Raw genomic sequence first — 13,195 nt, forward strand, 5'->3', positions numbered from 1 at the left:
CAATTGATGCGCTGGGGCTATGGCGCCAGTGGCCTTAGCGGTGAGTTCAACCCCTTTCAGGGCAAAGCCTCCATCAAGGCCAGTGGCCACGCTGAACTCATGCTGGCCCAGGCAAAAGGCACCATCGACTGCTATGAACCGCCCGGCGGCTACATGATGGCCTTTGCCGGTGTGAATCTCGGCATGCTGCGCAGTCATACTCTGCTAAGCGTTGCCGGCAGCCTGGGTGCCAGTGTGGCCATTGAACTTAATCTTGAGGCCGAGTTTACCGGCCAGGGGGCGAAAGCCAAGGGCATTCCAGGCTCCTCCCGCGAAGCGGGTGTTCCGGGACAACAGGTCGTTGATATGGCTGACCCTGAACCGATTCAGGGCGCGGAACTCAAAGCGTTTGCTGGCGGTGAGCTGGGAGTCACGGTGGCCGGCCAGGTGGAGTGGAAAAACCCGGAGACCGACGAGTTCGCGCCCTTTGCGAAGATTGCGCCGGCGCTCATGGGGCAGGTTGGTGTAGGGGCGGAATCAACATTCAAAATAAATTATGCAGCAGGCAAATTTCGCATCGTGGCTAAAGCGGGGTTTTGCTTCGGCATAGGCGCCAAAGGGAAGCTGACTTTGGAAGTCGACGCCGACCTGATCTGGGAATTCGCCCAATGGGTGGCCTACCAACTCAAGAACATCAATTACGAGCGGCTGGAGTTTATTGATGATGAGGCCTTTGAGGCGTTGTCTAACATCCTGGTTATTGCGCTGCAAAATGGAAGAGAATTGAAAGATTATATATATGACACCGCTCAACAAGCACAAGATGCCTTGGTTGACTTCTGGGATGGTCTGAGGGATGAGATGGCTGCTGCGGAGGCTCGCAGTATTTTAGTTGAACGAATTAACACTAACCCGGATGTGCTCCGGTATACCACTCCAGATGCCAAAGGAGCTCTACTCTACCGCTTAATGCAGGTCAACGCCTTTGACGCATTGGAGCCTGAAAATCGCACCTGGGACTGGGAGGACATCAACTTTTGGCGCTTTGGCTTTATGACAGAGCGCAAGCGGGCCATTATCAGCATCTTTGCCTGGGCGCAGTCGCAGTCGGAATACCGCAACATTATGCAGCGCATTAAACCGAAAATCAGTGATGATAATACCACCGTGGATGAGGGCGAAGCGGCGCTGCTTGAGTTTCTGGGGCGAGGTGAGAAGTCCTGGCTGTCCAGTGATTATCCAGGCAATCTCCAGCGCTTTTACCAGCAACTAAAGCCAACGGCCTCCAAGGGAACCCCGATAGTCCGCAACGACATGGCAGACTATCTGACCCAGTATGACGTTGAGCCAAAGTTTCACCGCGCCTGTTTCAATTACACCGAATGTTTGCCACCTCCCCACAAAGAAAATGTTTAGGTCATCATGGAATGGCGGGGATTAGGCTTCCCGCTGAGCTATTTAGTCTCATTGAGCACACAGCGTGCAGTGCTCATGCTATATCGCTGCTTCCTTGTTGGGTCGATTTCCACATCACTATGCTTTGGTGGAATCTCCGTCAGGTCTGGGTTATACGGCGTTCGTATAACCGTGACCATGCCCAAGAAGCTTTCTCCTGTGGCCCCCCCACGACGCACTTTGAGTGTCCCCGATTTGGGGCCGGTCGGATTCTGTTCCTGCGAGTGTTTGTAATAGTCTTCGCTGTACCAGTCGCTGACCCACTCATAACCATTAAGTCCCATCTGATGGATGCCCAAAGGATTTGGGGGATACTTTTTTGCGATTGTGTACGGTGCGTATGGAGAATTGCCTGAAGTAGCCTGCCGTCGCTCTTCCCGAGTGGGATAGTTTTTCCCTTTCCGCAAAATGCCATCATCCGTGGCATAGGGCATCATTTGTCCTCGGCTACGGGCGGCATACTCCCATTGTGCTTCGGTCGGCAGCGCGAAGGGCCGGCCGGTTTGCTCGGCCAGCCACTGGCAATAATCCCGGGCCTGATACCAGTCCACGCCTGCCGGCACATTCGGGGCTCGTGTGGCACTACTGCGGTTATCAGTGTTGATCCTGAGCTGGCCGGTGGCTTCTGTGTAGGTGTCGTAGTCCGCGTAGGACACCTGACGGTCCATGATGTAATAGCCGTCCAGTGTGACCTTGTGGAGGTGTTTGTCGTCCTGCTTAAAACTCCAGGGTAAGTAGCCCCGGGGGTCTTTCGGCCCGAAATCACCCATCTCAAAGCTGCCGCCTTTCACATAGACTAAGTGTTCCTGGGTTCTCTTGAGCAGCGCCTCCACGGCCTGATGGTTATCTGGGGTAGCCTTGCCCGAAGTACAGGCAGGGAGGGTAAACGCCGAGAGGGCGAGCAATACAATTGCTGGCTTCATGGTACATCCTTGTTCTATGAAACGTTTTTCGCATTATGCCACACCTGGCCTGGATAGGTTATGACGTGCAGTTTTACGCACTTGGCTTTAAGAACTAGCACCCATCAAGATCAGTGGCCATGCCGAGCCCGTCCCGGCTTTTGCTTCGGGGTAGGGGCTAAAGGCAAGTTGACTTTGAAAGTCGATGCTGAGCTGGTCTGGGAATTCCCCCAATGGGCGGTCTAGCAGCTTAAGAACATCAGCAACAAGCGGCTGGAGTTTATTGATGATGAGGCTTTTGAGGCGTTGTCCAATATTTTGGCCCCTTATCGCCCATGGTCCTGCGTCGCGCCATGTGGCTAGGGCGGGCCATCCATGGCCTTCGAAATTCCCGGAAAGGTCCACCCGCTGGCTCCCGGCTCCTGTGAAACCTCATCCGTGCATATTGTTTATTGCCGTTCGAGCCACTGCCGAACATGAGCAGCATGGCGGCGGCTGACCGGTAACCGGGCGTCGGTTTCTTTCAGGGCCAGTACCGGACGGCCTTCGCCGTCTCGTTTGAGGGCCTGGATGAACGCTACGCCGGCCAGGGTATGGCGGTGGATGCGCAGGAAGTGGGCCGGGTGGGCCTGTTCCAGTTCTTTCAGGCTGTAGTCGCACAGGGTCTCGCCGTGGCGATGCACCAGGGTGACGTATTTCTGGTCGGCCTGGCAGTAGAGGATGTCGGCGAGGTCGATCAGTTCGGTGCCGCGCTGGCTGCGAACGGTGATCTGCTCGGGTTCCGGGCTCTGGCGGTTTTCCAGGGCCTGGTTTTGCAGGCGGTTGGTTTTCTCCGCCCGGGCCAGGGCGTCGGCCAGCGCTTCCCGTCGGATCGGCTTGAGCAGGTAGGCGGTGGCATTGACGTCAAAGGCTTCGAGGGCGTGCTGGTCGTGGGCGGTGCAGAATATCAGGGCTGGCGGGTTGGGCTGCTGCATCAGGTGTTTGGCGGTGGCCATGCCGTCCACGCCGGGCATGTGGATGTCCAGCAGGAGGATGTCGGGCTGCAGGGTTGCCGTTTGGCTCAGGGCCTGTTCGCCATTCACGGCTTCGCCGCACACGGTGTAGCCAGGCAGGGCATCAATCAGGCGGCCCAGGCGCTGGCGGGCCAGTGGTTCGTCGTCGGCAATAAGGACGTTCTTGTCGATTCTATCCATGGTGTTTCACTTCCTGGCCATGATGTCCGGAATCCTGGCGGAGGTTTTGCCGGGGCAGTCGCAGGGTGACGGTATGGGTGCCATTATGGCGACTCTGTTTGAGTACGGCGGTGTCGCCGAAGACCGCGGTCAGCCGTGAACGGGTGTTGCTCAGGCCCACCCGGTGACCCTGGTGTGAACCGCCGTGGGGGCCTGGCTCCGGGTTCTGGATCATCACATACACAAATGCGCCCTTGGCGTAAGCCTCGATCCGGATGGTGCTACCGTCGGACCGGTGCTGGATACCGTGGTGCACCGCATTTTCGACCAAAGGCTGAAGGCTCAGTGGCGGTATGGCCTGGCTCTCCAGGCCCGGGGCAATGGCCCATTCCACATTCAGACGTTCACCCAGACGCAGGCTTTCGATGGCCAGGTAGCGCCGGCACAGGTCGAGTTCCCGGGCCAGGGGCACTTGCTGGTCGTCGGTGCGCAGGCTGGCGCGGAACAGCTCGGACAGGTCCAGCACCGCCTCTTCGGCCTTGTCCGGGTCGCTGGCAATCAGGCTGGCGATGCTGTTCATGCTGTTGAACAGGAAGTGGGGCTGGATTCGGGCCTGCAGTGAGGCCAGGCGAGCCTGCATTTGCGCCTCGCGCTGCTGTTGCCATTGGTGCTGCAGGTAGAAGTACCTCAGCACCATCAGGGTGATCAGTGCGCCGAGCAGCAGTTTCTTGGCTATGCCCTGCCAGTCGGGACCGCCGGGGGCGGGGTGCAGGACCCGGTCGGCAAACAGGCTGAAGGCCAGGACATCGAGCAGCACAATCGCCAGGATCGCCAGGGTGGCGCGGCTGGTGGTCAGGCGCGCGAGCCGCGGGCGCAGCAGGCAGACCAGCGCGGCGCTGGTCAGGGTGGTCCACTGCACGAACAGCGACAGCAGGCCGAAATAGCTCCAGTCAATCCAGCCCTGTGGGGCCTGGACGATGGCCAGCACCAGTACCAGCAGTTCGCTGGTGACCAGCATCAGGAAGACCGCCCGCACCCGGCACAGGTCCGGCACGTAGAATTCCCTGGCGTTAAGGCGTTTGTCGGTGTTCAGGGGTGTCTCCTTAATGGTGGCCACAATGCTATACTGCGACCACTTTTTGCTCATCCATTCATTTACACATCGCCGGTGGCGCGACACTGGCGTGACAGCAGGAAAGATAGACCATGACGGATCAGAAAAACTCTGACCAGGCCGCATCCTCCGAAAAACCCTGGGGCGGACGTTTCAGCGAACCCACCGATGCCTTTGTTGAGCGCTTTACCGCCTCGGTTGGCTTTGACCAGCGTCTTTACCACCACGATATTACCGGTTCCATTGCCCATGCCACCATGCTGGCGAAAGTCGGCGTGCTGACCGACGAGGAGCGTGACCAGATTATCGAGGGGCTGAACGGCGTCAAGGCGGACATCGACGCCGGACGCTTTGAGTGGTCCGTCAGCCTGGAAGATGTGCACATGAACATCGAGGCGGCGCTGACCGAGCGCATCGGCATCACCGGTAAAAAACTGCACACCGGGCGCAGCCGCAACGACCAGGTGGCCACCGACATCCGTCTGTACCTGCGTGACGAAATTGATGTGATCACCGAAGAGCTGACGCGCCTGCAGAATGGCCTGCTGGACCTGGCCGAGCGCGAGGCCGACACCATCATGCCGGGCTTTACCCACCTGCAGACCGCACAGCCGGTCACCTTCGGCCACCATCTGCTGGCCTGGTACGAAATGCTGGTGCGTGATGGTCAGCGCCTGCAGGACTGCCGCAAGCGGGTGAACATCATGCCCCTGGGCGCCGCCGCTCTGGCCGGCACCACTTACCCGATTGACCGTAACCTGACCGCCGAGCTGCTGGGCTTTGACCGGCCGACTGAAAACAGCCTGGATTCGGTCAGTGACCGGGATTTCGCCATCGAGTTCTGCAGCTTCGCGGCATTGCTGATGACCCACCTGTCCCGCTTCAGCGAAGAGCTGGTGCTGTGGACCTCGGCCCAGTTTGACTTCATCGACCTGCCGGATCGTTTCTGCACCGGCTCCTCGATCATGCCGCAGAAGAAAAACCCGGACGTGCCGGAGCTGGTTCGCGGCAAGACCGGCCGGGTGAATGGCCACCTGATCAGCCTGCTGACCCTGATGAAAAGCCAGCCCCTGGCCTACAACAAGGACAACCAGGAAGACAAGGAGCCGCTGTTCGACACCGTCGATACCGTCAAGGGCTGCCTGAAAGCCTACGCCGACATGATCCCGGCCATTCGCTCCAAGGCCGACAACATGCGCGTGGCGGCGAAGAGTGGCTTCTCCACCGCCACCGACCTGGCGGATTACCTGGTGAAAAAGGGCGTGCCCTTCCGCGATGCCCATGAAATCGTCGGTAAATCCGTGGCCTTTGGTGTCGCCGAAGGGCGCGACCTGTCGGACATGACCCTGGAAGAGCTGCAGCAGTTCTCCGATTTCATCACCGAAGACGTGTTTGACGTGCTGACCCTGGAAGGTTCGGTGCAGGCCCGTAACCACACCGGCGGCACGGCGCCCGACCAGGTGCGGGCCGCCGTGGCCCGCGCCCGCGCGGCAGCGAAGTAACGCCGGGGTAATGGCAGGAAGTAACGACAGGTTGGAGGTCATTTGACGGTTCAGGCGCTGCCCATTGTCCTCGATTTCGAGGAAGGCATTGACCGCAAGACGTTGCAGCGTCTGCGTGACCGCTTTCTGTTGGTCAATCGTCAACGCTGGGAACGCGCCTGTTCCGCCCTGACCTGGCGCCAACAGGTGGTACTGGAAGTGCTGCCGCTGGTGTTCCATCTCAATCATCCTTCCCTGCCCGGGTACCTGGACGGCAGCTGTCCCATGGGGCTGTCCGGGTACACTCCCTCAAAGTCCACCCTCAATGCGGCCCGCCGCGTGGCCCGGAGTTTCTGCTACCGGGATAAAGGGCTACGCCACCCCGATATCGACAGCCTGTTTCTGATGGGTAGTCCCGGGACTCTGGGTCACTCGGTGGCCAGTGACCTGGATGTCTGGCTGTGTCATCGCGCCGATTTGTCCGCCCAGGGTGTTCGCAGCCTCGAACGCAAGGCGGATAAGCTCTCCGCCTGGGCCGCCACCCTGGGCGTGGAGCTGCACGTATTTGTGTTCTCGGCCAGTGACTGGCGCGCCGGCCGGCAGCAGGCGGAGGTGACCGGTGAGAATTGCGGCAGTGCCCAGCATTATCTGCTGCTGGATGAGTTCTACCGCACCAGCATTCACCTGGGCGGCCAATACCCGATGTGGTGGCTGGTGCCGGTGGAGTCTGAAGCCGATTACGACGAATGCCGGCGCCGACTGGTGGACTGCCGCTTCATCAAGCCCCACGAATACATTGATTTCGGGCCGGTGCCCGCCATTCCCCCGGAGGAATTTCCGGGGGCAGGCATCTGGCAGCTGTACAAGGGGATCGACGCCCCGTGGAAAGCGATCCTAAAACTGTTGCTGATCGAGTGTTACGCCACCGACCGGGAACAGTCACTGCTGTCTGCCAACTTCAAGCAGGCAGTGCACCAGGGACACCTGGATGTAGATTCCCTGGATCCGTACGTCATGATGTACCGGCGCCTGGAGAACTGGCTACTCAATCAGGATGCGGGAAGCCGGCTGGAACTGGTGCGCCGCAGCCTGTATCTGAAAACCGGTCTGCCGTTGAGTCGTGCCGGTATGGTGGGCGACCAGTGGCGCATCGACATGCTGCGCCGGCTGGTTGAGCACTGGCAGTGGGATGACAGCCAGCTGCGTTCCCTCGACGACCGTCAGAACTGGCGGGCCGAGGAGGTGATTGGCCTGCGTCGTATCATTGTCAGTGAGCTGACTCACAGCTATCGCCTGTTATCACGCATGGCCCGGGAACAGGGCACGGACGCTGCCATCAGCCCCCATGACATCAACCTGCTGGGTAGAAAACTGTATGCGGCATTCCAGCGCAAGGCCGGCAAGGTGGAGATGATCAACCCCGGTCTGGTGCCTTCCCTGGCGGAGGAAAACCTGTCGTTTCACCACCAGTCGGAGCAGGGCCGTGACGGCGAAGGTTGGTTGCTGTTCCGGGATCTGGAAGACCCCTCCGATGCGTTCTGGAAGCCGGTTATCCGTCGTTCCGGGAACCTGGCCGAACTGCTGGTCTGGTGCTACTGCAACGGCCTGCTGGGTCGCGCCACTCGGCTGAACGTGCGGGCCGGTACCAGCGTTGCCAACGTGCTGGAAGTTCGCGAAATCCTGGATGTTATGCAGGCCTTTCTACCCATGCCTCTGCCCCCGGCCTCGCGTCAGGCGCTGTCCCGTGCGGTGCGCCCCTTGAAGAATCTGCTGCTGGTGAATGTGGCCACCGATCCCCAGGCGCACCTGTCGGAAAAGGGGCTACACAAGCTGTCGGCCCGTAACGATTCCCTCGGCTTCAGTGGCGGCCATGACAATCTGGTGTCCACCATCGATCAGGTCGCCCTTAACAGCTGGCAGGAAGTCAGCGTGCAGCACTACGCGGCGGGCGACACCCTGATCCAGTGCCTGAAAAACGTATTGGCTCAGGTGGCCCAGAGTCCGGCGGAATTACCTGAGATCCAGGTCTTTGCCTCCAGTCGGGGGCACGGCGCGGCCATCGCCCGGCGCCTGCAGGAACTTTTTGGTGATGTGCTGCGCCAGTTCTTTGCCGGGGGCCACGGCCCCCACCCGGTGCGCTACCTGATTGAAATGGACCGGCGCTATTTCCTGCTGCAGTTCAATGGCCTGGAGCCGAGCTTTGCGGTATTGAACAATCGCCAGGCCCTGATGGACGCGTTGCTGCAGCCTCAGGAACGTTATCTTCCGATGGTCCCGGATCGTCACGCGTTGCGGGACGAGCCCGAGCTCAAAGCGGTGTGCGAGGCCTCGGAGCCGGACAGTCTGCAGGTGTTCTGGTCCCTGAGGGCTGGCATTGGGCGGCTCTGGGTGGTGGATGAGTGTGGCAGTATCTGGAGTCGTAGCTTGCGTGTTCAGCGCCGTAGCCACCTGCTCAGCCCCCTGCTGCGTTTCCTGGACAGCTTGCTGGAGCGCCGCATGCTGAGACAGCTGGATATGGCCGGGCCGCTGGGCGGCATTCAGTGCCATGAGCTGGTGCGCCGGGGTGGACGCTGGCAGGCCGTTGCCAGGCCCGACCAGCAGGCGGGCATCGCCTTGCCCGGTTTTGAGGTGCAGGGTGTGGGGGTGCGCCAGGGTGATGGTTCGCTGAAGTTTGATATCTACTGCCAGGACCGGGAGTTCACCGCCGAGGAATACGGGGAGCAGCTCATTCCCGCCGTGGCCCACTACATCCGTTCGCTGCGTCGCAGTAACGAACCTTACCCCATTTACCTGACTGACCTGCACCTGCCGCACGATCTGGAACCGCAGCAGTACCAGCGCGATATCCAAACCTGCCAATACCTGCATTACCGCAGCCTGCTGGAAGACGCCCTGAACCGTCAGCTGCGTTAGCGGTGCGCCCCGGCTGTCGGTTATACTGCCGGCATCAATCATTCAGGGGTAGGGATATGCAGGTTGTAGCAAGGTATCGCCCGGTTGTCGTCGCCGTCACCATGCTGTCTTTGATGTTGGCCGGTTGCGGCCAGAAAGGCCCGCTGTACCGGGATGCCGGCGCGCAGGCTGGATACGCCAGTGAGGCACAACCGCAAGCGCCGCGTTAACGACGTCTGTCCTATCTCGCCCCGGCCGGAATTTCAGGAACAACATGGATCATTTCAATTACCGCGATGGCGAACTGTTCGCCGAAGACGTGCCTGTCAGTCGCATTGCCGAGCGTTTTGGTACGCCCGCCTATATCTATTCCCGTGCCACCCTGGAGCGCCATTACCGGGCCTACGACCAGGCCCTGGGTGAGCACCCGCACCTGGTGTGCTATGCGGTGAAGGCCAACAGCAACCTGGCGGTGCTCAACGTGCTGGCCCGCCTGGGAGCGGGTTTCGACATTGTCTCGGCCGGCGAGCTTGAACGGGTACTGCGTGCCGGTGGTGACGCCGGCAAGGTAGTGTTCTCCGGTGTTGGCAAGCAGGAATGGGAAATGAAGCGGGCCCTGGAAGTTGGCGTGCGCTGTTTCAACGTGGAATCCGACACCGAACTGGACCGCCTGAACAAAGTGGCGGGCGAGCTGGGTGTGAAAGCGCCGATTTCCCTGCGGGTGAATCCGGATGTGGATGCGGGCACCCACCCCTACATTTCCACCGGCCTGAAAGAAAACAAGTTCGGGATCGACATCGCCGAGGCGCCCGAGGTCTATGCCCGGGCGGCGGCGATGCCGAACCTGGACATCCACGGTGTGGATTGTCACATCGGCTCCCAACTGACCTCGGTATCGCCTTTCCTGGATGCCCTGGATCGTGTGTTGGCGCTGATCGACACCCTGGCGGAACAGGGCATCAGCATTCGTCATCTGGACATGGGTGGCGGCCTGGGCGTGACCTACGAGACCGAGCAGCCACCGCAGCCGGCGCAATACGCCGAGGCGCTGATCGAGCGGCTCGGCGGCCGCAAGCTGGAACTGATCCTGGAGCCGGGGCGCTCCATCGCCGCCAACGCCGGCATTCTGGTGACGCAGGTGGAATTTTTGAAGTGCACCGAGCACCGCAATTTCGCGATTATTGACGCCGCCATGAACGATTTGATCCGCCCGGCCCTGTACAGCGCCTGGCAGGCCATTATCCCGGTCAAGCCTCACCAGCACGGCGAAGAAAAGAACTGGGACCTGGTGGGTCCGATCTGCGAAACCGGGGATTTCCTGGGCAAGGATCGCAAATTGCGCCTGCAAGCCGGTGACCTGCTGGCGGTACGCTCCGCCGGGGCCTACGGTTTTGTGATGGCCTCCAATTACAACACCCGCAACCGCCCGCCCGAACTGATGGTGGATGGTGATCAGGTGCATGTGGTGCGTCGCCGGGAAACCCTGGAAGATCAACTGGGGCCGGAAAGTTGCCTGCCGGAATGAAGGGGAGCCAAGCATGAGTCAGAACAGACGCAATGCCGGCCCACTCCTGCGCTTCACCAAGATGCATGGCCTGGGCAACGATTTCATGGTGGTGGACGCCATCAGCCAGCCGTTCCGCTTGCGCCCGGAACGGATTCGTGAGCTGGCGGACCGGAACTTCGGGATCGGGTTTGATCAGTTGCTGGTGGTCGAACCGCCAGGGCTGCCGGACGTGGATTTTCGCTACCGCATCTTTAATGCCGACGGCTCGGAAGTGGAACAGTGTGGCAATGGTGCCCGATGCTTTGCCCGTTTCGTGCGTGATCAGCGCCTGACCAACAAGCGGTTGATCCGGGTTCAGACGGCCAAGGGCGTGATTGAACTGGAGGTCGGCAAAAACGGCCTGGTTCGCGTCAATATGGGCGTGCCCGAATTGAACCCGCCCGCCATTCCGTTCGCTGCAGACTGCCGCAAGGACGTCTATACCGTGGATGTGGGGGAGCAGGTGGTGGAACTGTCGGCCATCTCCATGGGCAATCCCCATGGCGTGCTGGTGGTTGATGATGTGGATTCCGCGCCGGTCAGCACCCTTGGCCCCGCGCTGGAAAAACACCCGCGCTTTCCCTCCCGGGCCAATATTGGCTTCTTGCAGATTATTGACCGGGGCCACGCCCGGCTCCGTGTTTTCGAACGTGGGTCCGGCGAAACCCTGGCCTGCGGCAGTGGCGCCTGTGCCGCCGTGGTGGCGGGGCATCTGCGCGGTTTGCTTGATAGCCGGGTGGAAGTGGAGCTCCGTGGTGGCCGGCTGATCATCGAATGGTCGGGTGAGGGCACCCCTGTTATGATGGAAGGCCCTGCAACCACGGTGTTTGAAGGACAATTACGCCTGCCCGGGGAGCCCCATTCGCGCCGCCGGAAACCCTCAAAAAGGTCCTGACAACTCAGGAGAAAACAATGACAGAATCAACGGCCCGCCAGAAGGTCGAGGAACCAACCCGGGAGCAGGTGGTGGAATACCTGCGTAACCACCCGGACTTCTTTGTCGATCAGGATGAGCTTCTGCGCAGTCTGACCCTCCCCCACGACAGTGGCCAGGCCATTTCCCTGGTGGAGCGCCAGGTGCACCTGTTCCGGGAGCAGCGCGATACCCTGCGCCGGGAGATGGTGGAGCTGGTCTCCATTGCCCGGCATAACGACCGCCTGTTTGAGAAAAGCAAACGTCTGTTGTTGCAGGTGATCGAGGCGAAGACCCTGAACGAAATGGCAGCCGCCGTGGACGACAGCCTGCGGGGCGACTTTGGCCTGGATGCCGCGTCTATCCTGCTGTTCAGTGATACGCCTGATCGGGTCCGCGCCGGGCAGGTCCAGGGTGCCCTGCACATTGTGGATGCCAGCGAAGCGCAGCGTCGGCTGGGAACCCTTCTGGAAGGTGACCGGGCCATTTGTGGCCATTTCCACGAAGAGGAGCGCAGCTTCCTGTTCCCGGACCGTGATGAACCCATTGCCTCCGTGGCCATCATGCCCCTGCGCCATCAGGGGTTGGTCGGCGTGTTTGCGGTTGGCAGCTGCCAGTTAGGCTATTTTGACCAGAACATGGGGTCGCTGTTTCTCAGCTACATCAGCGATACACTCAGCCGGTTACTGCCGCCCATGCTAAAGCAGCATGACACCGCCGCGCCGGTGGCTGGCCTGGCCTCGGAAAGCGACCCCGCTTGAGGCCGGCCATGGTCACCGCCCAAACGTTGCCGGAGACGCTGGCCGCACCACTGGCCGGCTTCTTCCGCTACCTGGCCTCGGAAAAGCGCTATTCGCCCCGTACCTGCGAGCATTATCAGCGGGACCTGGGGCGCCTGGCGGCCTGGCTGGAGCAACAGCAACTGACCGCCTGGGCGGACCTTTCCATCCACCATGTCCGCCGCTACGTGGCAAACCTGAGTCGGGGTGGGCTCAGTGGTCAGAGCATTGCCCGTCACCTGTCCGCCATTCGCCGGTTCTATGATTTCCTGTTGCGTGAGGGCATGGCCCGGGACAACCCGGCGCTGGACGTCCGTGCCCCCAAATCGGGTCGTCGCCTGCCAAAAGTGGCGGATGTGGATCAGATCCAGCAGCTGCTGGATGCGCCCCCGGAGGATCCGCTGGAAATACGTGACCTGGCGATGTTTGAGTTGATGTATTCCTCCGGCCTGCGACTCGCGGAGCTGGCATCGCTGGATCTGTCTGCCCTGGATCTGTCTGGCAGAGAGGTCCGGGTGCTGGGTAAGGGCAGCAAGGAGCGTTTGGTGCCGATTGGCGGCAAAGCCGTGGATGCCCTGAAACGGTGGCTGGCCGTGCGTGGGCAATACACCGGCGAGGCCGAACCGGCAGTGTTTGTCAGTCAGCGGGGCGGACGCCTGAGCCGGCGCAGCATACAGGACCGGTTGGCACGCTGGGGGCTGCGTACCGGGGCCGACCAGCGCCTGCACCCGCACCTGCTGCGCCACTCCTTCGCCAGCCACATGCTGGAATCCAGCGGCGACCTTCGCGCCGTGCAGGAATTACTGGGCCACGCAGACATCGCGACCACACAAGTCTATACTCACCTTGATTTTCAGCACCTGGCCCGGGTTTATGACAGAAGTCACCCCAGGGCGCGCCGCCGGTCTGGCACAATAGAACCCCGCAAATCACCCGACCCGAAGGGTCACTGACGGAGTGCT

At 60.8% G+C, this 13,195-nt stretch carries 11 protein-coding genes; 8 read left to right on the top strand and 3 right to left on the bottom strand.

Translation table 11 applies throughout. The features are described from left to right. Positions 1-99 precede the first annotated feature (99 nt). Positions 100-1,395, top strand: a complete 1,296-nt coding sequence (locus tag BY454_RS08115; protein WP_146082692.1) for a hypothetical protein — start codon at positions 100-102, stop codon at positions 1,393-1,395. A gap of 38 nt (positions 1,396-1,433) precedes the next feature. Here the strand turns inward: BY454_RS08115 and BY454_RS08120 are convergent, their stop codons facing one another. The 3 genes from BY454_RS08120 to BY454_RS08135 form a co-directional block, all read right to left on the bottom strand. After that, on the bottom strand, positions 1,434-2,357 hold the full coding sequence (locus BY454_RS08120; protein WP_104416103.1) for a formylglycine-generating enzyme family protein: 924 nt from the start codon (positions 2,355-2,357) through the stop codon (positions 1,434-1,436). A gap of 428 nt (positions 2,358-2,785) precedes the next feature. Next, positions 2,786-3,529 (bottom strand): LytR/AlgR family response regulator transcription factor, encoded by a 744-nt coding sequence (locus BY454_RS08130; RefSeq protein ID WP_104416101.1) that lies wholly within the window; start codon positions 3,527-3,529, stop codon positions 2,786-2,788. Then, on the bottom strand, positions 3,522-4,526 hold the full coding sequence (locus BY454_RS08135; RefSeq protein ID WP_308471497.1) for a sensor histidine kinase: 1,005 nt from the start codon (positions 4,524-4,526) through the stop codon (positions 3,522-3,524). Before BY454_RS08135 ends, BY454_RS08130 begins: the two co-directional genes overlap by 8 nt. Positions 4,527-4,714: 188 nt before the next feature. On the opposite strand from BY454_RS08135, the gene argH reads away from it, so the two are divergent. The 7 genes from argH to xerC are packed head-to-tail and all read left to right on the top strand — an operon-like array spanning position 4,715 to position 13,186. After that, positions 4,715-6,124 carry an argininosuccinate lyase gene (gene argH, locus BY454_RS08140; protein WP_104416099.1) on the top strand — a complete coding sequence of 470 codons (1,410 nt, stop codon included), beginning with the start codon at positions 4,715-4,717 and terminating at the stop codon, positions 6,122-6,124. Positions 6,125-6,166: 42 nt separating this feature from the next. After that, positions 6,167-9,016, top strand: coding sequence for a class I adenylate cyclase (locus BY454_RS08145; RefSeq protein WP_104416098.1), 2,850 nt, complete (start codon positions 6,167-6,169; stop codon positions 9,014-9,016). A 56-nt stretch (positions 9,017-9,072) separates the two neighbouring features. After that, the gene (gene lptM / locus BY454_RS08150) at positions 9,073-9,225 is read left to right on the top strand and encodes an LPS translocon maturation chaperone LptM (protein ID WP_258075599.1); all 153 of its coding nucleotides are present in this window, start codon (positions 9,073-9,075) and stop codon (positions 9,223-9,225) included. Positions 9,226-9,269: 44 nt separating this feature from the next. Beyond that, positions 9,270-10,520 (top strand): diaminopimelate decarboxylase, encoded by a 1,251-nt coding sequence (gene lysA, locus BY454_RS08155; protein WP_104416097.1) that lies wholly within the window; start codon positions 9,270-9,272, stop codon positions 10,518-10,520. Positions 10,521-10,533: 13 nt separating this feature from the next. Continuing rightward, the gene (gene dapF, locus BY454_RS08160) at positions 10,534-11,436 is read left to right on the top strand and encodes a diaminopimelate epimerase (protein ID WP_104416096.1); all 903 of its coding nucleotides are present in this window, start codon (positions 10,534-10,536) and stop codon (positions 11,434-11,436) included. Positions 11,437-11,453: 17 nt separating this feature from the next. Continuing rightward, a complete protein-coding gene (locus BY454_RS08165) occupies positions 11,454-12,215 on the top strand; it encodes a DUF484 family protein (protein ID WP_104416095.1) in 762 nt (253 codons plus the stop codon). A gap of 8 nt (positions 12,216-12,223) precedes the next feature. After that, complete coding sequence (gene xerC, locus BY454_RS08170) at positions 12,224-13,186, top strand: tyrosine recombinase XerC (RefSeq protein WP_104416094.1); 963 nt, start codon at positions 12,224-12,226, stop codon at positions 13,184-13,186. The last annotated feature ends 9 nt before the right edge of the window (positions 13,187-13,195 follow it).

Origin of the sequence: Marinobacter persicus (genome assembly GCF_002934325.1) — a bacterium.
Lineage (GTDB): Bacteria > Pseudomonadota > Gammaproteobacteria > Pseudomonadales > Oleiphilaceae > Marinobacter > Marinobacter persicus_A.